We start from the raw sequence: 22,408 nt of genomic DNA on the forward strand, positions 1-22,408 counted from the left end.
TCACGGACCTCCCGGCCGGCGCTCGACACGAGCCGTGACGAGCGCCGACACGTTCAGCCGTCGAGCATCACCTGGAGGGCGTCCCCCCGACCGACCACGACCGCGGCGTCCAAGGTAACGAGCAGGCGCCCGTCCCGGCACGACCAGTCACGCACCGGCAGTGTGCGATTGCGCAGACGTACCGTCACCCGTGCCGGGGACCGCGTCACCGCCAGGGCGACGCTGGACACCCGGAGGCGGCCGTGCCGGACCTCGAGCGTACCGGTGACGTGCCGTCCGTGGCGCTCCTGCCGGAAGAGGCCCCACCCCTCCGCCGCGGTGAACGCGGCGGCGAATCTGTCGGGGCTGATCCGGGGCGCGAACCCGATGTGGCCGCGGGGGCCGTGGTACTCGAATCCGCAGGCCGCGAGGTAGACACCGTGGCTGGCCATGGCCCGGGCGTAGTGGTCGCCGCACTCGATCTCGTTGTACGGGTTGCGCTTGCCTGCGGCGTACCGGTCGTGCACCGCCCGGGTGAGGGTGAGCGCCTCCTCGACCAGGCCCTCCTGGAGCATGTGCGCCGCGACCTGGTACTCCTGGCCCGTCCACACCTCGTTGAAGTACATGGCGGCCCAGCTCGCCGGTTTCCCAGCTGCGGTGTCGGCGCCACCGTGCGGCCAGCTGGTCATCAGCATGCCGTACTCGTGGTCCATCGCGAACCAGCGGCCGCCGGGGATGACGCTGCCCTCCCGGTAGGCGGCGTGGTCGGGCGTGAAGTTGTACCGGTAGAGGCTCCCCAGGGCGCTGACGGCCTGCTCCGCCGGCACGACACGGGGGAGCCCGAGCTGACCGGCGAGGCTCTGCCCGAAGAGCTGGTCGATGTGGCACCCCCGATTACTGTTGATCACATCGGCGTGGGCCGGGTCGACCTGCTGGATGAAGTACTCGCCGTTGAAGAGTTCCGTGGACAGGTGGCGGCTGCCGGAATCGGCGAGGGCCCGACACCGGTCGGCGAACTGGGGCTGGCCCACCTCGGCGGCCATCGCCGCGCCCGCTCGCAGCGCCGCCACGTACATTCCGGTGATCCAGGCGATCTGGCCGTACCAGGTGGTGTCGAGCGTGTTCGGCTGCGCGCCGTCGAGCGTGCCGTCCGGGCCCGCGTCGTGTTCCATGATCCATTCCAGCGCGCGCCGGAGCCGGGACCAGTTCACCCGCAGGTAGGTGTCGTCGGGTGCGGTCAGGTGTTCCCGGTAGCAGCGCAGGATCGTGCCGCACTGCCCGTCGGTGGCCCAGCCCATGTCGGCCTCGGCGCGGTTGCCGATCTGGCCGGTGTCCGGGTGGAATCCGATGCCGAGGTCCACCCTGCTGCGGGTGTCGCGTTCCAGCTGCGGGAAGAGCCGGGCGATCGACTGGGCGTAGTTCCATACGTGCTCACAGGTGCCGGCGCAGCAGTACACACCCTCCCAGCCGTAGAACCGTCCGTCGTCGAACAGGTAACAGGTGTTGGTGGCGAGCGTCGACGCGGGAGCCAGGGTGCGCTCCAGGAACCAATGCGGCAGGGTGGCGTCGGCGTACCAGGTTTTCACCCAGGTGCGGGTGTCGGCCTCCAGCCGGTCGAGGTCGTGGGCGACGTGTTCCACCACGGCGCGGGCGTCGGCGAACCGGGTCGCGTAGTGCCGGCGCAGGCTGTCCGAGCCGCGCAGGAAGCCGAGCGACACGCGGTCCGGCACGGGGAAGTGCCAGCCGAGCACGAATCGCACGGTGCGGCTCTGGCCGGGCGCGAGGCGGACCGCGACGCTCACCGATCCGGCCTGCGCGGCCAGCGAGCCGTCGACCTCCGTGGGGCCGGCCTCCGCCGCGAACACCTCGTCGAGGCTGTCCCACCCGGCGAGCGACGGACGCGCCACCGCCCGGCCGTCGAGCGCGGCGAGGACGAGCGTGCCGTTGTCGGGCACCTGGTCCAGCGGCCGGGTGTCCGTCGGCACGTCACTGAACACGATGCGGTCGACGTTGACGTGCCCCCATCCGCCGGTGTCCGCGTCCACGATCTCGATGACCGCCGTGCGGCCCTGGTACGCGGACGCGTTCATCGTCGCCACGCTGACCGGCTCCGCGTCGCGGCCGGCCACGCTGGCCACCACGGCACCGTCCACCAGGAGGTTCACGCACGTGCTGCTGCGGTGGCTCCCACCGCCCACGGCCACATTGACGTAGCGGCGCTCGACGGTGAACGGCCGGCTGGTCAGCTTGCCGGTGGCGGCGTCGGCCCGTCCCGAGTCACCGCCGGAGCCGCGGAAGTCGTGCGACGTCACGAACCGCTGCCCCGATGCGCCGAGATCGCCGAAGCGCTTCATGTAGTCCGGCACCTCGGAGGCCAGCACCGGGCCGGCGCCGAACGCGGTTCCCTCGACGGTCCAGCCGTCGTAGGTGTCCCGCTCCCAGTCCTCGAACACGATCTCCGGGCGGGGTGCGACGTCGGTGAACACGATGCGGTCGCAGTTGACGTGGCCCCAGGCCCCGGTGTGGGCGTCGACGATCTCGATGACCGCGGACTTCCCCTCGTATGCGGAGACGTCCAGGTAGACGCTGTGCATCGCCTCGGCGTTGCGGCCGGTCGCCGTGGCGACCACCGCGTCGTCGACGAGCAGGTTGACGCAGGTCTGGCCGGGGTGGTTGCCGCCGCCGATGGACAGCCGGATCGACTTGCGCGGGACCGTGAACGGGGCGCTGGTGAGCTTGCCGGTCGGCGCGTCGGCCCGGCCGATGTCGCCGTTGGCCCCGCGGAAGTCGTGCGAGGTGACGAGTCGCTGTCCGGTCGCGTTGAGCGGCCCGCCGCCCTTCATGTATCCCGGTATGTCGGAGACCAGAACGGGGCCGGCGCCGAACGCGGTGCCCTCGACGGTCCAGCCGTCGTAGCTGTCCCGTTCCCAGTCCTCGAAGACGATGTCGGGACGGTCACCGGCCTCCGCCTGCTCGGCGGCCGAGAACCGGACGCCGCGCAGCGACCGGTCGCCGAACGACGCCGACCGCAGGGTGATCCGGCGCTGGGTCCGGGTGTCCAGGCAGGCCGGGTTCTCCACGTACCCGAGCAGCATGGCATCCACCGCGCTGTCCGAGGTGTTGTGCAGCGTGTAGACCAGGATCGTGGCAGGCAGCGTCGAGTCCACCACCGACAGCGGAACGAACGGAGAGAACGCCTCCAGGGTCACCTCGACCGGCGCGTCCCCGCTGCGGTAACGGACCTGGCCGATCGGGTACTGCCCGGTGAAACGCACCTGATCGAAGCCGCTGGCGTCGAGCGCGCGGGTCTGGACCCGCCCGTCGGACCGGGTCCGCAGCGCGAAACCGTGCCGGACGGGCGAGGCGGGCTGGCGAGGGCTCGCGTACCCGAGGTCGGTGGTGCCGGCCGCCGGTCGGTTGAAGATGTCCCAGTTCCACAGGCGCCCGTCACCGCCGAGGTACAGCTGGCCGGTGGCGCCACCGCCGACCGGCATGCCGAGCCAGCGGAGGTCGGTGCCCTCGTAGCTGGTCGGCTCGCCCCGGCGGTACAGCGCCGTGGACCAGTCGGGTGGCAGCGCCTTGTCGACCGGTACGCCGATCAGCCGATCCTCGGGTACGCCGAGGGCGGCGGCGGCTTCGGCCCGGGAACCGGCGAGCACGGTGCCGGCGGTGACCCCGAGAGAGAGGGTGAGGAACTGCCGGCGGTTCGGGCTGCAGGCGTTGCCGCCGCAGCACTGGTCGTACGACTGGTGTGCCATGGGTGCTCCTGACGGTCAGGCCGGTGCGGCCGGGAGACGGTGCACGGGGCGGGGGTACGACGGCGCGAACGCGTCCGCCGGGCCGGGTCGGGCGGCAGCGCCGGCCGCGAGGTCGGCGTCGTAGGCGGCGGCCCGTACCAGTGATTCGAGGTCCTCCGGTGGACAGGTGGCGCGGACGTTGAGCAGCACGGTGGCGTGGGCCACGGGCGGTCCGTCGGGCCCGGTGGGCTCATGCCGCGGCGGATCACCGGCGGCCACGACGCTCATGCGGATCAGCCCGGCGGGGGACCGGACGGCGACTTTGGCATGACCGATGACGTCTCCCCGCCGGGCGCAGGCGGCGGAGAGCGATTCGAGGGCGACGTGCGCCCAGCGTCGCGCGGAGAACCCGCCGTCGGCCGAGACCTGCCATACCTGGTTGAGCCAGCTCAGCCGCGCCTCCGCCGCGGCGTACCGGTCGTAGTCGACGTCCAGGTCCACGTCGCGGCCGCGCGGTGGCTCGCCGGTCCACCGCGCGACGAGCTCGTCGACGTGCTCGCCCAGGCTCGCGCTGTAGCCGAGGACGTCCGCGCCGGGGTGGCCGCGCCGGATCTGATCGAGGAGCGCGCCGAACTCGGCGCTGGGCAGGGCGTCGGACTTGTTGACCGCGATGAGGTTCGCCTCGGCGAGCTGGCGGTCGAACAGGTAGCCGAGGTCGCCGTCGAGCACGTCGACGCGCGCCGGATCGACGATCGTGGTGAGGGGCGCCAGCGTGAGGCGGTCGCCGTAGCGGGCCCGCAGGGGGCGGATGACGGTCGCCTGCAGGTCGGTGCAGCTGCCGACGGCCTCGGCCAGGATGGCGTCCGCACGCCCGGTGTCGAGCAGGTCCGTCACCAGGTCGGCGAGGTCCTCGAAGCGACAGCAGAAGCAGCCGTCGGTCACCTCGCCGACGTCGGGCACCGCGTCCCGGGCCAGTTGGGTGTCGACCAGGTCGCTGCCCTGGTCGTTGGTGATGACCGCGACCCGGCCGCCGCGTGCGGTGAGCAGCCGTCCGGCGGCCAGCATGGTGGTGGTCTTGCCCGCGCCGAGGAATCCGGTGAGGACGACGAGTCGGGGCACGGCTGCCCCCTCCCCAGCGCGCCGCGCGAGCGCGGTGCGCTCTCGTGAACGAGAAATCGTTTGCTCGGTTCTGTTCGAGGACCATAGGAGTGGCGGATGGAGCTGTCAACGTCGAAGGGCCGCCGACCTCGTCGTGAACATTCAAGGATTGACCACCGTGCGACGGCTGCCTAACCTGATCGCAACTGCAGCGAGAAATCGATTCCTTGTCGCCGTACCTCACGATCCGCCCCACCCACCGATGTGGAAAGGCGATTCATGACACCCACCACCCGTGTACGACGTACCTCGCCCCGGCGGCTGCTCGGTGCCGCCGCCGCGGCAACGCTCATCGCCGGCTCGGTCGTCGTCGGTCTCACCGCACCGGCCTCGGCCTCCACCGGATCGACCACCAACGGCCCCGTCGGCTGGGACGTCTACCGCCGGCTGGACCGGCTCCCGGAACTCACCGACGGATCCCGGGCCTACCAGTTCTCCAGCTTCGACCGCAGCGGCGGCAACGACGACGGCTTCTCCGGCCGCTACTCGTGCCTGCGCACCAGCGCCGAGGGCTGCGTCATCGCCGAGGCGACCGGCGCCGGCGAGATCGACTCCATCTGGTTCACCCGCGACGAGGGCAACGTCTCCGCCACGGGCACCATCAAGGTCGTCCTCGACGGCAAGACCGTGCTCGACGCCAAGCTCCAGGACGTCGTGGACGGCAAGCTCGGTGCTCCCTTCGTCTATCCGGTGGTCGCCAACGCGGCCCAGAGCTCCGGGGGCGTCTACATCAAGGCGCCCATGACGTACCGCAGCTCGATGCGGGTCACCACCGAGAAGAACCCGATCTTCTACCACGTCTCCTACCGCAAGTTCACCACCCCGGACGGCGTCTCCACGTTCGACCCCACCGACCGGGCCGAGGACGTCATCGCGCAGCTCAAGGCCGCCGGCACCCGCGACCCCAAGCCCGCCCAGCCGGGCGCCGCGACGGCCACGCGCGCCTTCGCCGTTCCCGCGGGCGGTCGGACGACCCTCGCCAGTGGCGTGGGCCCCGGCGCGATAACCGCGCTCCATTTGAAGATCCCGCAGCTCGTCGGCGCGCCCGAGCCGATCGCCGACGACGGCCGCGCCTTCGGCGCCGGTGGCGGCAGCGAGTTCACCGTCGCCGTCGACCCCGGCAACACCGGCGTCCGGCTCACCCGCCGGCTCGACCCGCACATCGGGCACCAGCGGGCGCGGATCCTGGTCGACGGAGCACCGGTCGCCGAGTGGCCGGCCAACGACCCGGTGCCGTTCGGCACCTGGCTCGACCAGACCGTCGAGCTGCCCGCGAGCGCCACCTCCGGCAAGACGAAGCTGACCATACGCAACGAGTTCGTCTCGTCCGACCTGGACATCAACGAGTTCACGTACTGGGTCGACAGCCTCGCCTCCGGCACCGCGAAACGCACCGACACGGTCGACCTCGGCCCGGCGCACACCGACGCCGAGGCAGCGCACGGCTACCGGATCACCGCGCAGACCTGGCAGGGCAGCAACACCTTCTCCTACCCGGCCGACGACGAGCGCAAGGCCGCCGTCGCCGCGTCCGACGCGGTGCTGCGGGACACCCGGCTGCGCATCTCGTTCGACGGGAAGACCACGGTGGATGCCCCGCTCGGCGAGTTCTTCGGCACCGGCCTCGGGCTGCACCCCGTCCGGTCCCTGATGTTCGGCGTCGACACGGCGAACACCACGCTGTCGGCCTGGTGGCCGATGCCCTACCAGTCGCGCTGGTCAATCGAGCTGCGCAACGGATCCGACGTCGCGATCAAGCCGTCGGTGGCCACGGTGACCACGGCGGGATCCGCCCGCTGGGCGGCGGCCCTGCGGCCGACCGGCGACACCGGCTACTTCCGGGCGACCGCGACCAGCGCCGACACCACACCGGGCGCGGACCACCTCTTCCTCGACGTCGCGGGACGGGGGAAGTTCGTGGGGGAGACCCACACCATGGAGGGGCACATCCCCGCCGGCAACCAGCGCAACTACCTGGAGGGTGACGAGCGCGTCTACGTGGACGGCGCGCAGAGCCCGAGCATCCACGGCACCGGCACCGAGGACTTCTACGAGAGCGGCTGGTACTTCAACCACGGCACGTTCTCCGCGCCGATGAACGGCAACCCGGCCCACGAGGTCGCCGACTACGGTTGCCAGTACGACTGCACCGGGGCGTACCGGCTCACGCTCGCGGAGTCGGTGGCGTTCTCGACCGGACTGCGGTTCGGCATCGAGCACGGCCCGGGCGACCAGGACCCGGCCCGGTACGGCTCCACCGCGTACTGGTACGGCCAGGACACCCTCGGGCAGCGCTGGACGGACACGGTCGATGTGGGCGACACCGCCAGCGAGGCGGCCCACCAGTACGCCTCCGGCGGTGACCGGACGGTGCTCACGGCGACCTTCGAGGGCGACGACGGCGCACCCCGACCGGTGACCGACGACGTCCGCGCCTCCACCGGCCCGATCCGGTTCCGGGTGGCCCTCGACGAGGACAACGCGGGCGCGGTCCTGCGCCGGGTCGGCGACCAGTCGGCCGGGTACCAGTCCGTGGCCGTCCAGGTCGACGGGCGCGACGCCGGCACCTGGTCGCAGCCGCTGGCCAACGCGTCGCACCGGTGGCTGGAGGACGAGTACCGCCTCCCGGCCGCGCTCACCGGGGGCAGGGACGCGGTGACCGTCACCCTGACGCCGACCGCCGGCGCTCCGGCCTGGTCCGCGGCCCGGTACGCGGTGCTCAGCCTGGTCACCCCGTTCACCGACGACACGCGGCCGGGCGCGGTCAGCGGGCTCACCGCCACCAGCGGCACGACCAACGCCGTGACGCTGGCATGGCAGCAGGCCCAGGACGACGTCTACGCCCCCCGCTACGAGGTGTTCGCCTCCCGCCAGGCGGACTTCACGCCAGGTCCGGGCAACCGGGTCGGCACCACGACCCGCCCGAGCTTCGAGCACACCGGTCTGGGGCTGCGCGAGACCTGGTACTACCGGGTGCGCGCGGTGGACGCGGCCGGCAACGCCGGGCCGTACTCGCCGACCGCCTCGGCCAGCACCGGCGACACACTGCGGATCGAGGGCGAATCGCTCCTGCCCGCGGTCAGCGCCGACGCTCCGGCTGATCCGCAGGGCGACTGCTGCGGCATCCACTGGTCGCAGAGCGCGCAGCTGTGGTTCCACGCCAACGGGCCGAACCAGAGCGTCACCGTCAACTTCACCGTGCCCACCACCGGGACCTACGACCTGCGCCTCGTGCAGACGCTGGCCCGGGACTACGGCACCAACACGGTGGCGATCGACGGTGCCCGGATCGGGCCGGCCTTCGACGCGTACCACTCGCCGGAGGTGGTCGTGAGCGACCCGCTCGACTACGGCCAGCGAGAGCTGACGGCGGGCCGGCACACGCTCACCCTCACCGTGACCGGCAAGGCCGCCGCGTCGGTCGGCTACCTGGCCGGGCTCGACTACGTCGAGGCACGGCTCGTCTCGTGACCGATCGGAGCCGCCGGGTCCGGACCGGGCCCGGCGGCTCCGGCCCGACCCGCAGCAGACCCGCAGACGACTGACGAGGTGCCGCATGACAGAACGCCCGCTGGTCCGGATGACCGGCATCGGCAAGCGGTTCGGCGGTGTGCACGCCTGCCGCGACATCGACCTCACCGTCCGGGCGGGCGAGGTGCACGCGCTGCTCGGCGAGAACGGGGCCGGCAAGTCGACACTGATCAACGTCCTCTCCGGCGTGATCACCGAGTACGACGGCGCCATCGAACTCGAGGGGCGCCCGGTGAGCTTCGCCGGCCCGTCCGACGCCCAGCGCGCTGGTATCGCCACTATCCACCAGGAGCTGGACCTGGTGGCCGGGCTCTCCATCGCGGAGAACATGTTCCTCGGGCGCGAGCCACGCACCCGGCTGGGCACCGTCGACATCCGGCGGATGCGCCGGCAGGCCACGGACCACCTGCGTGCGCTCGGCGCCGACCTCGACCCGCGGCGGCTCGTCGGGTCATTGCGCGTAGGCGAGCAGCAACTGGTCGAGATCGGCCGGGCGCTGTCGCTGGACGCCCGGGTGCTGATCATGGACGAGCCGACCGCCGCGCTGGCGGACGCCGAGGTCGAACGCCTCTTCGCGACGATCGCGGAACTGCGCCGGGCCGGCGTCGGCATCGTCTACATCTCGCACCGGATGGCGGAGATCGAGGTCGTCGCGGACCGGGTCACCGTGCTGCGCAACGGCAGCGTCGCGGGCAGCGTCGACCCGAAGACGGCCTCCCGCGACGACATCATCCAGCTGATGGTCGGCCGGTCGGTCGACGCGCTCTTCGGAGAGGGGCGCAACGAGCCCGGGGACGTGCTGCTCGATGTCCACGGACTCGCCGTGACGCCACGCCGGCCCACACCCGGGCGGACCGAGCCGGCCGGTGTCGACCTCTCGGTGCGTGCCGGCGAAATTGTCGGACTCGCCGGGCTGATGGGCGCCGGCCGCACCGAACTGCTCGAAACCCTCTTCGGCGCCGGGGGCTCCGGCCGCCGCGCCGGCCAGGTGACGATCGACGGCCGCCCGTACCGCCCGCACGGCCCACGATCCGCCCTGGCGCGCGGGGTGGCATTCGTCCCCGAGGATCGGCGTGGCGCCGGACTGATGCTCGAGCACTCGGTGACCGACAACGTCGTGCTCTCCGCGCTGTCGACACTGACGACGCTCGGCCTCGTACGCCGGCAGGCGGTGAAGCGGACGGTGGCCGGGCAGCTCAGCGCCCTGGCGGTGAAGGCCGCCTCGCCCGCGGTCGCCACCGCCACGCTCTCCGGCGGCAACCAGCAGAAGGTCGTGTTCGCCAAGCAACTGCTGACGCGACCGCGGCTGCTGCTGCTCGACGAGCCGACCAGAGGCGTCGACATCGGGGCCAAGGCCGAGATCTACCGGCTGCTGCACCAACTCGCCGACACCGGCATGGCGATCCTGCTCGCCTCGTCCGAACTACCGGAGCTGCTCAGCCTCTGTGACCGTGTGGTCGTCCTGCACCGCGGTCGCACCGTGGCCGCGCTGCCCCGCGCGTCCGCCACCCAACAAGCGATCCTCGCCGCGGCCAACGGGGACGACGCCAAGGAGACCCGATGAACTCGCCCAACCCCACCGCCGTCGCCGAAGCGCCACCCGAGACACCGCCCCGCCGCCGGCCGATCCGGCTGCCGCAGGACCGGCACGCGATCGTCGACAGCTTCTTCCGGTTCCAGAGCCTGTTCGGCCTGGTCGCCGTCTTCGTCATCGCCATCGCCGTGTCGCCCGTCCGCAACGGCGAGAGCGTCTTCCTCAGCTCCGGGAACCTGGCCAACATCGTCCGGGCGGTCTCGGAGATCGGCATCATCGCGGTCGGGATGACGTTCGTGATCCTGATCGGCGGGATCGACCTATCAGTCGGGGCGGTGCTCGGGCTCGCCGCGGTCGGGTCGGCCACCCTGATGGTCGACAGCGGCATGGCGATCATGCCGACGGTCCTGATCGTGCTGTTCATCGGCACCGCGTTCGGCGCCACCCAGGGTGCGATCGTCGCCCGGCTCGGCATCCAGTCGTTCATCGTCACCCTCGCCGGCCTGCAGGCGGCCCGCGGCATCGCCCGGATGTGGTCCGGCGGGCTGGGCATCCCCATCGCCTACGGTGACGGGCCGCAGGAAGCGCCGCAGGCGTTCTCGATGCTGAGCGGGTCGATCAACGGGATCCTCCCGGTGCCGGCGCTGCTGTTCCTCGCCATCGGAGTCGGTGCGCTGCTGGTGCTGCGCAGCACCGCCTTCGCCCGGCACGTGTACGCCATCGGTGGCAACGAGAAGGCCGCCCGGCTGTCCGGGGTGCCGGTGCGCCGCGTCCGCATCACAGTGTTCGCGATCTCCGGCCTGCTCGCCGCGCTGGCCGGGATCATCCACGCCGGGCAGCTCAACCAGGGCAGCCCGAACGACGGCGCCGGCTACGAACTGGACGCGATCGCGGCCGTGGTCATCGGCGGGACGAGCCTTGCCGGCGGCAGCGGATCCATGGGCGGCACCATCGCCGGCGCCCTGCTGCTCGGAATCCTCAACAACATCCTCGCTCTCAACAACATCGACGCGAACGTGCAGCTGGTCGTCAAAGGCCTGGTCATCGTGGCTGCCGCCGCCTTGCAGAAGCTACGTCCTCGCATCGCCTGACCCACCACCCAATGGAGGAAACCATGCGTTATGCCCGAAGAGCCGCCACGATCCTGGCGCTGGCCGCGCTCGTCGCCACCTCAGCGTGCAGCGTCGAGGACGATCCCGGCAGCAGCTCCGACGCCTCGGCGAAGTGCGGCAGCGGGAAGGACTTCCTGATCGGCATGTCCCAGGCCAACAACGCCGAGCCGTACCGGCAGGTCATGAACGACGACGTGACCAACGCCGCGAAGTCCGTGCCCGGATTCAAGGTGGTCGTCTCGGACGCGGCCCAGGACAACAGCAAGCAGGTGGCCGACGTGGAGAACTTCCTCTCCCAGGGCATCAACCTGCTGATCATCTCGCCGAACGAGGCGAAGCCGCTGACCGCGGTGGTCAAGAAGGCGTACGACCAGGGGATCCCGGTCATCGTGCTGGACCGCAAGGTCGAGGGCGACGCTTACACGGCCTTCATCGGTGGCGACAACGTCGCGATCGGAAAGGCGGCGGGCGAGTACTACGCGAAGACGCTGCTGCCGCAGGGCGGCAAGGTCGTGGAGATCTCCGGCCTGCCCGGCTCCACCCCGGCCGCCGAGCGCGCCCAGGGCTTCCGGGAGGGCATCGCGAGCAACCCGAAGATCGAGATCGTGGCGAGCCAGACCGCCGAGTGGCTGCGGGAGAAGGGGCAGAGCGTCATGGACGCGATGCTCAAGGCGAACCCGGACATCGACGCGGTGTACTCGCACAACGACCCGATGGCGGAGGGCGCCTACCTGGCGGCGAAGGCGGCCGGCAAGGAGACCGCGATCAAGTTCACCGGGATCGACGCGCTGCCCGTCCCCTCGGGCGGCATCAAGGCCGTCGAGCAGGGTCGCCTCCAGGCGACGTTCCAGTACCCGACCGGCGGGCGTGAGGCGATCGACCTGGCCAAGAAGATCCTCGTCGACTGCGCCAAGGACGTGCCGAAGACGACCACCCTCGGCACCCAGCAGATCACCAAGGAGAACGCCGCGGAGGTCTACACCACGCTCGGCGGCAAGCAGTAGGGCAGGGCTGGTCCGCCGCCGGAGGCAGGCGGCGGACCAGCGCCGGTCGCGCGCCCGTCCGGCGCGCCACGTCGCCACCCGTAGAGCTCTGGAGGTTCGCATGCCCCGCCCACCGTCCCGCTTCGGTCGGCTGTCCGCGCTGCTCGCCCTCGCCCTGGGGCTGATCGTCGCCCCGGCGCCGGCCCGGGCCGCCGACACCGCCGAGGTGAGCAACCAGCCGTACGAGAACCGGTCCGTCCAGGTCACCGCCGGCGAGTTCGTGAATGTGTACGACCCCAGCGTCGGCGAGAACGAACGCTGGTACTACAACGACCACACCATGGTGCGCGACCGCGCGACGGGCCTGTGGCACGTCTTCGCGATCACCCACGCCGAGCCCGCCAACCCATTGGACGAGAAGTTCTTCGGCCATGCCACGGCGCCGTCACCCCGTGGCCCCTGGACGAAGCAGCCGTTCGCCCTGGAGGCCGACCCGAGCGCGGGGGAGACACACATCTGGGCGCCGTACGTGCTGTTCCACGGCGGCACCTACTACATGTTCTACGCGGGCGGCACCGCCGACCACGAGGCGTACCGGATGCACCTCGCCACGTCCAAGGACCTGACGACCTGGACACGGCATCCGGGCAACCCGCTCTTCACCGACGGCTTCGACGGTCGGGACCCGATGGTGACCCGGGTCGGCGACCAGTGGGTCATGTACTACACCGCCAACAGCACCCCGGCCGGTGGCCACCACATCGTCGCCTACCGCACGAGCCCTGACCTCGTGCACTGGAGCGACCGGCGGACGGCCTTCGAGCACCCGGCCATCGGCACCTTCGGCGGGCCGACCGAGTCGCCGTTCGTGGTGCAGCGCGGCAGCTCGTGGTATCTCTTCGTCTGCTGTGAGAGCGGCTACCAGGACACCCGCGTGTACCGCAGCGAGGACCCGTTCCACTTCACCGTCGACCAGCTCGCCGGCCGGATCGAGGCGCACGCCGCCGAGGTGGTCAAGGACGACTCCGGCACCGGCCAGTGGTATGTCACGGGCGCCGGCTGGGGTCACGGCGGGCTCTGGCTGGCGCCGCTGAACTGGCGTACGCCGGTGGTGACGAAGGGGCGGCTCGTCAGCACGCCCTACTACCGCGCCGTCGTGCAGACCGCGCCCGAGTCCCGGCTGGTCTCCTACGAGGCCGACCCGACCGGCCGAGGCGCGTACCGGCCCGTGACGGACTCGTCGTTCCGTTCCACGGCGCCCTACCTCGCGGTCGGCACCTTCGGTCCCACCGACACGGCGGGCGCCGCCCGGAACGTGACGGTGTCGCCCGACGGCACGGACGTGCTCCTGGCCGGAATCCCGCTCGGCGACGAGCCCGTGACCGTCGACTGGCGCTTCCGGTTCGCACGGACCACGGTGGATGTCGACCTCGCCTGGCACGTGACCGGCACGACCAGCGCGCCGGTCTGGGAGGCCGCCTGGAACGTCGACTCGGCCCTGCCCCGGCTCGCGGACCCGGCCGGCGCCGATCGCGACGGGGACGCGGCGGGCTTCACCCGGTGGACGCTCGCCACGGACGACACGACCACGCTGGCGGTCGCGTACCGGGACGGGTCGGCCTGGAGCGAGGACAACCGGTGGTTCAACCGGCCGAGCGGCTCGATCGCCTGGCAGCCCCTGTGGCAGCCCGGCGGGCGGTCACTGCCGGTGGGAGACCTCCCCGGCGGGACCTGGCGCATCGGCGTGAGCGGCGCGCCCGCCGACACCGGGTTCGCAGAGGCCCTAGCGGCTTCTCTCAACGGCACGGCGTAGCCTCCGGCCCCGCGGCCGGCCACCGCAGCACGTGGCCGGACCGCGGGAGTCGGCGCTATTGACGTCGACGGCTTCCGGCTCGTAGCCGAGTCGATGCTCGCTCACGGGCTCATCTGAGACGGCGGCGTACCCGTAGCGAGGATGCTGGGCAGAGTAGGGGAGTCCTGAACCCTCATCCGCCGATCCCGGCCCCGCTCCTCCAGCCAGCTACGGGCCGCGCTGCCCAAGCTGAGCGCGAAGGTCTTGAGCGAAAGGCTGGCCAGGCTGGCACTGAACGAGCTGATCGAGTGCCGCCGCCAGAAGGACTTTCCCCCGTCTACCGGCTCACCCCAAGGCCCGACACGAGCGTCCGCTGGCTGTGCCCCGTCGTCTGACAGGTCAGAGCGGTCGAGGACCGAGCGAGCAGACGGAAGCGGCTGCTGCTGCGGATCTGCCGGTCACGCACGCGGTGGGGTGGCAGCCGATCGGCGCCCCCCATGTGAGGCGACCAGGGCATCAGCCACGATCGCGGCGTCCGCCTCGGCGACGTCGGCGGGATACTCCGGCAGGAGATCGTCCCAGACGACCAGCCAGGATCCGTACAGCTGCGCCTGGCCCTCCGGGCGGGCGAAGAACCAGACGTGCAGGTGCGCGCCGCCGTCGCCGATGCGGTAGACGTGGGCTCGCGAGATGTGCGGCAGAGCCTGCACGTGGCGGACGATTCGCGTGGTCAGCAGTCCCAGCTCCGCGGCGAGATCGTCGGGAAGATCCGCCATGTCATAGTGATCGCGCGGGTACAGCATCAGCACCAGCGGCACGCCCACTCCCGGGACGCGGGCCAGGCGCCAGCGATCGTTGAACCAGATTCCCTCGTCGCGCTCCTGGCAGTTCCGGCACTGCGCCGGATCCTCGCCGTGCCGGGCGGGCTCGGGCAGCATCGGCGGGCGCAGCGGCGCGACGCGCAATCCATCCTGTTCGAACGGGCTGATGTCCCATCCCGTCATACGCGCCAGCGGAAGCCGCCGCTCGCCGTCTGCGACAGCCACCGCATGCTCATAGAACTCATCGGGACGCAAGGCCATGGCGCGAAGACTAGTACAACCAAGATCCACCGTATCCACCCCTATAACGGCGCCGGACCGCCACGGCTCGACGGGTGGCAACACGCTCGATGGCACGGACTGGCCGTGGGAACCCTCTTGTCGGCTATGAGCGGGCCCGCCAACGCCAAGGGAAGCTCACGCGCTGTGACGACCGCCCGCGGCAGGCGCACCGAGGGGCTAAATGACTGCGTCTGACCTGCAGAAGAATCGGATCGCACCCGCCGGCGCCGTCATGCGATCGTTGCCGCATGCCCCAGCCGATCTTGCGTACGGACCGTCTGCTGCTGGTTCCGCTTGCCGACAGGCACCTTGGGTTGGAGATCCAACTCGACTCCGACCCGGAGGTGCTTCGCTACATCTGCGGCCGGGCGCGATCCAGGGATGAGGTGATCGCATCCCATGCGCAGCGAATGGCCTTGGCAGGCAAGGTGGAGGCCCTGGGCTATTGGGTGGCGTTCGGCTCTGATGGCGGTGCCCGTGGCTCGAGGCCGCCGGCGAGTGAGGACGACGGTGAGTTCATCGGGCTGATGATGCTTCCGCCGGCGCACGGCCCCGATCAACCTGACGACCCGACTGTCACAGACCTGGGTTACCGCGTCGTCCGCCGGCACTGGCAGAAAGGCTTGGCGAGCGAGGCATCCCGCGCGTTGCTCCGGCATGCCTTCGACACCGTCGGGCAGAGCCGGGTGATCGCGCAGACCATGGCCGTGAACACCGGGTCTCGCCGGGTGATGGAGAGCATCGGCATGCGGTACGTGCGCACCTACGTCCCGCGTGGGGATGCCCCGCTGCCCGGAGCGGATGTCGAGTACGAGATGACCCGCGAGATGTGGGAGGCACGACGTGACGCTTGCTGAGGCAGGATTGCGCGGCTACGGCGTGGAGTTGCAGCCGCTGACCGAGTCCCACGTGCCCGACTTGATCGAGGCGGCCAGCGACGGAAACCTCTGGGAACTGTTCTTCACGAGCGTTCCCAACCCCGACACCATGGGCGGGACGGTCAGGCGGTTCATCGCCGAACGGTCGGCGGGCACCACCCAGCCCTTCGCCGTGTGCCTGTCCGACGCCGGCCAGGCGGTGGGCATGACCAGCTTGTGCCACATCGACGCAGCCAACCGCCGCGCCGAGATCGGCTACACCTGGTACGCAGCCTCCCAGCAGGGAACCGGTATCAACGCAGCCTGCAAACTCCTCCTACTGACCCGCGCCTTCGACGACATGGGCTGCATCGCGGTGGAGTTCCGCGCCCACTGGCTCAACCACCGCTCCCGCAAGGCGATCGAACGCCTCGGCGCCAAGCAAGACGGAATCCTGCGCAGCCACAAGATCATGCCCGATGGAACCGTGCGCGACACTGTCGTCTATTCGATCATCGCGAGCGAGTGGCCCGCCGCCCGGACGGAACTCAACCGCCGCCTCACAACGCCGAGATAGGTCGGCGGCAGTTGAGGATGACCTGGCTGCGGAACCATGGCGATCAGCCGTGGCTGCCTCCCCGTGATCGGCGGAAGTAGGAGACCGTTGTAACGGTGAGCAGCACCGCGCCAGTAAAGAAATAGGTGTTGATCCCAACGCCGGCCCAGAGCTCAGCCGTGGAGATGTCTTCCGCCCCCACAAAGCCGCCTCGGCGGATGCCTGTGGCCATGAGCAGGTTTTCGACCATCCCGGGAACTCCCCGGACGACGAGTAGCGTGCTGCCAAACCACAGCGGCGTGAGGAGCATCCACCGAGGTGCGAGTCGTCCCCATGGCCGGACGGTGGCTACAACGACAGCCGCCCCGACGACCGACATGAGGATGAGAATGACGTTGAAGATCACGTACGCCCTCAGGCTCCACGGTCCGTCGCCGGTCGGATCGTCACCGGGAAAAGCACCGCTACCACGTGAGACACGACGAAAAACATCAGCCACGCGACCGTGCCGTACGCCCAACGAAGCCTGGCGTGAACTCTCATACCACCAAGATCGCCGACCCCGGCGCCATGACGCCTCCCGCCCTTGAGGGATTCATCTCCCCTACGAGAGGGGCTCGAATTCTCGCGCACACCCAACACGGCGTGACCGCAAACCAGCAGCATGCGCCCCGAACTGATGGCCGAGCGCTCGAGCGGCGGCTCGTCGGCTTGCGGTTGGACGTCGACCACGGTGGACATGCTCGGTTCAACAGTCACTGCGTTCGGCCCGGGTGTTGCCCGTGCGGCGGCTACGACGGGTGGGCGCGGAGCGGATTGCGTTGACCAGGCCCGGTGAGCGTCGGAAGTCACCCCGCACTCGCGGCGTGGGAGCGGGCAGCGTCGGCGGAGCACAACGATGCTCAGCGGCCGCTGGCCTGGTTGACGCTGTTTTCGCGGTGGCGTAGTCGCGGCAGACCGGGGGAGCGCGCATGCAGACCCGCACGGATCTCATTGCGGACCCGATGGCCGGCCTGGCAGTTGCCGCTCGACGGGACGACCAGGCGGCTGCCGCAGCGAGCCGCGCCGGTCCTGAGCACGAGCGAGGGCTGAGGTTCAGTTCACGGGCGGTGCCCAGGTAGGGCGTCTGATCAGGCAAAACGGGTGGCCTGCCGGATCGGCGTAAACGTGATCGCCGGGCAACCGCCGCGCGCCCAGCGCGAGCACTGCCTGCCCCGCCGTAGCCTGGTCGTCAACCATCACGTCGAGGTGCATCTGCTGCGGCACTGCCGACTCGGGCCACGTGGGCGGCGTCAGGTCGGCGGCGCGCTGAAACGCTAGCCCGGACGCCGACGTGCTGGCCGACACGACGACGAAGTCCTCGTCCGCGTAGGTGATCGGGTCGCCGAGGACTGCGCTCCAGAACCGTGCCTCAACCATCGGATCCGGGCAGTCGACGATCAGATGGTGGAGCCGACCGAACGGCAAAGCGGCCACCTCCTTTGTGGTCGGGCCCCGGGCCGGCATGTTCAGTATGGCCGCTTTCGGCTCAGGGAACCTTTGGGTCTGGACCTTGTGCGTTCATCGTCGGTCAACGTCACAAGGGATAGCTACCAGGTGGACAGCGCCTACCTGTTGACTGGTGGTATGACCGCGGCCCGGCCAGTTTTGGTCGAGGTGACCGGTGGGGTCGCTCTGATCGCGGCTGCCCACTGCTGTTTGGTGTGGCTCTCATCTGGCGTGCGCCCCGTCGGTCACCGCGGCGGAGAGAGGCTCGGGAGGGGACTGCCCGGCTCAAGGTAGCGCTGCCCTGCCGTCGGCGAACACCGTCGGATCGAGGGAGGACAGGATGGCTCAGGTCATCATCGGCGTGGACCCGCACAAGCGTTCCGCCACCATCGAAATCATCAACGCCGCAGCCTGCCGGCCTTGTCACCGCAGCGGGCAGCCTGCGTCGCCAGGTCTCGGGCCTGCTCGGCCACCTACTCGGGGCGGGGCAGGGGGTTCCGGTCAGCGGCCATGGCGGTGGTTACCCGGCCGGGCCCTCACGAACCTGCGACCCGTCCTGCCTGTCGGGGCGATTCGCATGCATCCGCTCCCGGTCCCGGTGACCGGCGTGCACGCTGCCGGCCGTCCCACCGTCCCTCTGGTGATCGCCCGTCGGCTGGTCCGGGCCGCCGCCCTCCGCGCGGTCCGAGGGGCCGGCCGCTGCCGGCACGGAGCCGGCTCGTCGGTTGGCGGGGACGAACTCACGCAGCAGGATCTGCGCGATGCCGGCGGCCGGGATGGCCAGCAGGGCTCCGAGGAGGCCGCCCAGCTCCGCGGCGAGCAGAACGCTGACCAACACGGTCAGTGGGTTCAGGCGGACCGCGCGGGACATGACGACCGGTTGCAGCAGGTGGTTCTCGACCTGCTGGTAGACCACGAAGAAGACCAGCACGACAACCCCGGCGGTGGGGGAGTGCAGGAAGCCCGCACCGCCCGCGACGATGGCGCCGAGGGTCGCCCCCACGAGCGGAATCAGGTCCGCGATGGCGACCAACAGTGCGATCACGGCGGCGAACGGCACGCCGGTGAGCGCGAGCACCACGAAGGTCGCCAGGCCACAGATGAGGCTGATCAGGAGGTTTCCGCTCAGGTAGCCGGTGATGGTGCGCGCCGACTCCCGGCCGATGCGGCGCAGCCGCTGCGCCTGCTCGCCGCCGGCCAGGGCCAGCGTTCCGGCGGTGATCCGCGGCCCCTGCACCACCATGAGGTATGCCAGCACCACCACCGTCAGCGCTCCGGCGACGCCCTGAACCGTCCCGCGGACCAGCCCGACCGTCGACCGGCCGAGCTTGCCACCGAAGCGCTGGAACTGGTCGGCGTGGGCCTCGGCGTACTGTCGCAGGTGGAACCGCTCCAGCAGTTCGCCGACCGGTCCTCGCCCGGCCCGAGCCTCGCGCAACAGGTGCGGCGCCCGGTCGGTGAATCGGGCGAGCTCGTCCAACAGGGGCACCACGATGAGCACGCCGAGCGCGGCGAGCGCCACGAAGCTGGCCAGGAACACGACCAGCGTGGCCGCCGCCCGACGCCGAACGAGCCGGCGTTGCACCCGATCCACCAGCGGATTCAGGGCCACCGCGAAGAACGCGGCGACCACCAACCACATCAGCACCCGCCGGGTCTCCCACACCAACGCCAACCCGGCCGCAGTGGCGAGGACCAGACCGATGGCGATCAGTGCCCGGCGTGCCATGGACCGGTCGTCGGCGTCGCTCACCGGACGCGGCTACCCTCCACGTAACAAGCGAAACACCAGCAGAGTGTTCTCGATCTCTGATGGGACCGTCAGGCGAACGGGCTTCCCGCGAGGGCTTCGAACGCCGCCCGCCGGCCAGCTTCGATCATCTCGGTCGCACGGTGGAAGTCGTACGTGTGGACGCCGTTCGCCGGTACCTCGATTAACAGGTCCGGCGGGTAGCTGGCCAACTGGTAGCGGATGAGAAGACCCCGTACGGCCTCCAATGACATGCTCATGACGTCGGATGCGCGAAGGCCGGCGGGGAGTTGACCAAGTCCGCCGTCTTCGGTGGTGATGGTTTCCGCGGAGGCGTCCGCCGCCGGGCTGCCGTCACCCGATGCGCCGCCTCGGGAGATCACCCGGTCTACGACTCCGGCGGGGCCCCGCGGGTGGTCCCGCCCTCCTTGTCCCGGCGGGTCGGCCGATTCCCGGACAGTTGCCCCGGGGTGGGAGTCGCCCCCAGCAGGCTTGTGGGACACGGCGACGACCGTATCGGCCGGCATGAAGGTGGTCGGTGCCATCGGCAGCGGCTCCATCAGGCCACCGTCGGCGAGGAGCCGGCCGTTGATGATGACCGGCGTGATCGCGGGCGGCAGTGCGATGGAGGCCCGCACCGCGACGTCCACCGGGCCGTGCTGAAACCACACGGCTCGGCCGGCCCGCAGGTCCGTTGCTACCGCCGTGAAGGGCACGGGCAACTGCTCGATGCGTACGCCGTCGAGCAGTTCCCTGACCCGGGCCATGAGCTTCTCGGCCCGGATCGCGCCCGGCGCGCCCACCGCTGGGTCGAGCAGGCGCAGCACGTCGCGCTGGCCGATGGTGCTCACCCAGTCGGCGTAGGCGTCGAGCTTGCCGGCTGCATACAGCCCTCCGACGAGGGCGCCCATGGAAGAACCGGCGATCGCAACGATGTCGAACCCACGCTCCTGAAGAACCTGGATCACCCCGATGTGCGCATAGCCGCGCGCTCCGCCTGCGCCGAGTGCCACCGCGATCCGCACGTCACACCGTCCACTGCTCCAACCCGGGTTGGGCGACGCTTCGATGTCGAGGAGGTCGAGCCGTAACTGCCCGGCATGTCGGGCAGGCTCAAAGACACCGCCGTCGCTGCTGACACTCAATCACGAAACGGAGGTCCGGATATCCGGTCTCGGGACTTCGCTCGCTGTGTCGGCAGCCCTTGCGGGCTGGGCCCACGGTGCGTGCGGCCCCGCTGAACCCAGCCCTCGACATCCGTGGCTTCAGTTCACGCCTCGTCGCGAAGCTTGCGCTTCAGGATCTTGCCCGTGGAGGTCATGGGCAGTTCATCGCGAAACTCGACGAGCCGGGGGTACTTGTAGCCCGCCATCCGCTCCCTGCACCAGTCCACCAGCTCGCCCTCGGTCAGCCGTGATCCCGGGTCGCGGATGACGAAGGCCTTCACCTCCTCGCCGTGCGACTCGTGCGGCACGCCGACCACGGCCGCCAGGCTCACGTCGGGGTGCGTCATGAGGACTTCTTCGATTTCGCGGGGGTACACGTTGAAGCCACCGCGGACGATCATGTCCTTGGCCCGGTCGACGATGAAGTAGTAGCCGTCCTCGTCGCGGTGGGCGACGTCACCCGTGCGGAACCACCCGTCCCGGATCACCTCCGCAGTCGCGTCGGGGCGGCCGTGGTAGCCCTTCATGACGTTGTGACCCCGGATGGCGATCTCGCCCTGCTCGCTCTCCGGGGCCTCGTTCCCGTCCGCGTCGATGAGTTTCATCTGCACGCCCCAGATCGGCTGCCCGATCGATCCGGGCTTGGCCGGGCGGCCGGGGTGGTTGAACGACGCGACGGGGCTGGTCTCGGAGAGGCCGTAGCCCTCCCGGATCCGGACCCCGTAGACCTTCTCCACCTGCTCGAGGATCTCCACAGGAAGGGCGGCGCCGCCGGAGATCGCCATGCGCAGGTTGGCCGGGACCGCCGGAACCACCCTTTCCCGACCCACCTGGAGCAGGCCCCAGTACATCGTCGGCACGCCGGCGAAGAAGGTGACGCGCTCCCGCTCCATCAGCGCCAGTGCCGTCGCGGCGTCGAACCGGGGGAGGAGAACCAGGGTGGCACCACCGTACAGGCCCGCGTTCATCTGCACCGTCTGCCCGAATGAGTGGAAGAGCGGCAGCGTCACCAGGTGGACGTCGTCATCGACGGCGCCGAAGAGGCGCCAGCACGAGAGGGCGTTCATGACCATGTTGGCGTGGGTCAGTTCGGCGCCCTTGGGCTGTCCCGTCGTCCCGCTGGTGTAGAGGATCACCGCGGTGTCCGTGGCCTCAGTAACCACGGTCTCGAACCGGGAGGACCTGCCGTCGAGTGCGGAGCCCAGCGTGCGGGCGCCCTCGATCGGGCTCGGCGACCGAAGGTCCGCGGTGATGAGAAAGAGGTGGTCGCATCCGGGGACACTGCCGAATCCCTGCCAGCCCTCGGCCCCCATGGGCAGCTCAGGAGTGCCCTCGAAGCAGAAGTACGCCTTGGCGCCCGAGTCCCGCAGGTGGTAGGCGATCTCACCGGCCTTGAGCAGCACGTTCAGCGGTACGACGACGGCGCCCGCCTTCAGGATGCCGTAGTAGACGATTGGGAAGTGCGGAAGGTTCGGGCACGACAGCGCCACGCGGTCGCCCGGCCGGATGCCGCTCTCGAGGAGAAGATTCGCGACCTGGTTCGCCGCACCGTTGAGCGCGGCGTACGACAGGCGAGTGTCACCGAGAACGACGGCGTCACGGTTCGGCAGCCGCTCGGCGCTGCCTTCGAGCATGAGCGCCAGGTTGAGCATGTCGGCTCTC

At 70.4% G+C, this 22,408-nt stretch carries 15 protein-coding genes and 1 pseudogene; 8 read left to right on the plus strand and 8 right to left on the minus strand.

Going from position 1 to position 22,408, the window contains the following annotated elements:
* Window positions 1-53 precede the first annotated feature (53 nt).
* Together IEY96_RS17540 and IEY96_RS17545 are read right to left on the minus strand one after the other, a co-directional pair.
* Complete coding sequence (locus IEY96_RS17540; protein ID WP_189195878.1) at window positions 54-3,737, minus strand: GH116 family glycosyl hydrolase; 3,684 nt, start codon at window positions 3,735-3,737, stop codon at window positions 54-56.
* Between the two features lie 15 nt (window positions 3,738-3,752).
* A complete protein-coding gene (locus IEY96_RS17545) occupies window positions 3,753-4,835 on the minus strand; it encodes a GTP-binding protein (protein WP_229791650.1) in 1,083 nt (360 codons plus the stop codon).
* Window positions 4,836-5,093: 258 nt separating this feature from the next.
* Between IEY96_RS17545 and IEY96_RS17550 the strand changes: the two genes are divergently transcribed.
* The 6 genes and pseudogenes from IEY96_RS17550 to IEY96_RS17575 all read left to right on the plus strand — a co-directional run.
* Window positions 5,094-8,345: a DUF2961 domain-containing protein gene (locus IEY96_RS17550; protein ID WP_229791651.1), complete on the plus strand. Its 3,252-nt coding sequence runs from the start codon at window positions 5,094-5,096 to the stop codon at window positions 8,343-8,345.
* A gap of 85 nt (window positions 8,346-8,430) precedes the next feature.
* A complete protein-coding gene (locus IEY96_RS17555; RefSeq protein WP_189195879.1) occupies window positions 8,431-9,969 on the plus strand; it encodes a sugar ABC transporter ATP-binding protein in 1,539 nt (512 codons plus the stop codon).
* The gene (locus IEY96_RS17560) at window positions 9,966-11,030 is read left to right on the plus strand and encodes an ABC transporter permease (RefSeq protein WP_189195880.1); all 1,065 of its coding nucleotides are present in this window, start codon (window positions 9,966-9,968) and stop codon (window positions 11,028-11,030) included. The genes IEY96_RS17555 and IEY96_RS17560 overlap by 4 nt, the downstream gene beginning before the upstream one ends.
* Before the next feature lie 23 nt (window positions 11,031-11,053).
* On the plus strand, window positions 11,054-12,055 hold the full coding sequence (locus IEY96_RS17565; RefSeq protein WP_189195881.1) for a substrate-binding domain-containing protein: 1,002 nt from the start codon (window positions 11,054-11,056) through the stop codon (window positions 12,053-12,055).
* Between the two features lie 100 nt (window positions 12,056-12,155).
* Window positions 12,156-13,847, plus strand: coding sequence for a glycoside hydrolase family protein (locus IEY96_RS17570; RefSeq protein ID WP_189195882.1), 1,692 nt, complete (start codon window positions 12,156-12,158; stop codon window positions 13,845-13,847).
* Between the two features lie 189 nt (window positions 13,848-14,036).
* A pseudogene (locus tag IEY96_RS17575) lies at window positions 14,037-14,159 on the plus strand (winged helix-turn-helix transcriptional regulator); the annotation flags it as partial.
* 125 nt (window positions 14,160-14,284) lie between these two features.
* On the opposite strand, the gene IEY96_RS17580 reads toward IEY96_RS17575, so the two are convergent.
* Window positions 14,285-14,908 carry an HIT family protein gene (locus tag IEY96_RS17580; protein WP_189195883.1) on the minus strand — a complete coding sequence of 208 codons (624 nt, stop codon included), beginning with the start codon at window positions 14,906-14,908 and terminating at the stop codon, window positions 14,285-14,287.
* A 269-nt stretch (window positions 14,909-15,177) separates the two neighbouring features.
* Between IEY96_RS17580 and IEY96_RS17585 the strand changes: the two genes are divergently transcribed.
* Complete coding sequence (locus IEY96_RS17585) at window positions 15,178-15,786, plus strand: GNAT family N-acetyltransferase (RefSeq protein WP_189195884.1); 609 nt, start codon at window positions 15,178-15,180, stop codon at window positions 15,784-15,786.
* A complete protein-coding gene (locus IEY96_RS17590) occupies window positions 15,773-16,363 on the plus strand; it encodes a GNAT family N-acetyltransferase (RefSeq protein ID WP_189195885.1) in 591 nt (196 codons plus the stop codon). The genes IEY96_RS17585 and IEY96_RS17590 overlap by 14 nt, the downstream gene beginning before the upstream one ends.
* A 43-nt stretch (window positions 16,364-16,406) precedes the next feature.
* Here the strand turns inward: IEY96_RS17590 and IEY96_RS17595 are convergent, their stop codons facing one another.
* The 5 genes from IEY96_RS17595 to IEY96_RS17615 all read right to left on the minus strand — a co-directional run bounded on the left by IEY96_RS17595 (window position 16,407) and on the right by IEY96_RS17615 (window position 22,398).
* Window positions 16,407-16,748, minus strand: coding sequence for a DUF3995 domain-containing protein (locus IEY96_RS17595; RefSeq protein WP_189195886.1), 342 nt, complete (start codon window positions 16,746-16,748; stop codon window positions 16,407-16,409).
* A 689-nt stretch (window positions 16,749-17,437) separates the two neighbouring features.
* Complete coding sequence (locus IEY96_RS17600) at window positions 17,438-17,809, minus strand: VOC family protein (RefSeq protein ID WP_373293602.1); 372 nt, start codon at window positions 17,807-17,809, stop codon at window positions 17,438-17,440.
* 541 nt (window positions 17,810-18,350) lie between these two features.
* The gene (locus IEY96_RS17605; protein WP_229791653.1) at window positions 18,351-19,583 is read right to left on the minus strand and encodes an AI-2E family transporter; all 1,233 of its coding nucleotides are present in this window, start codon (window positions 19,581-19,583) and stop codon (window positions 18,351-18,353) included.
* Between the two features lie 68 nt (window positions 19,584-19,651).
* Window positions 19,652-20,725: a patatin-like phospholipase family protein gene (locus IEY96_RS17610; protein ID WP_229791654.1), complete on the minus strand. Its 1,074-nt coding sequence runs from the start codon at window positions 20,723-20,725 to the stop codon at window positions 19,652-19,654.
* A 125-nt stretch (window positions 20,726-20,850) separates the two neighbouring features.
* Window positions 20,851-22,398: a long-chain-fatty-acid--CoA ligase gene (locus IEY96_RS17615; RefSeq protein WP_189195888.1), complete on the minus strand. Its 1,548-nt coding sequence runs from the start codon at window positions 22,396-22,398 to the stop codon at window positions 20,851-20,853.
* Window positions 22,399-22,408: the final 10 nt, after the last annotated feature.

Origin of the sequence: Micromonospora fulviviridis, from assembly GCF_014648395.1 — a bacterium.
Lineage (GTDB): Bacteria > Actinomycetota > Actinomycetes > Mycobacteriales > Micromonosporaceae > Micromonospora > Micromonospora fulviviridis.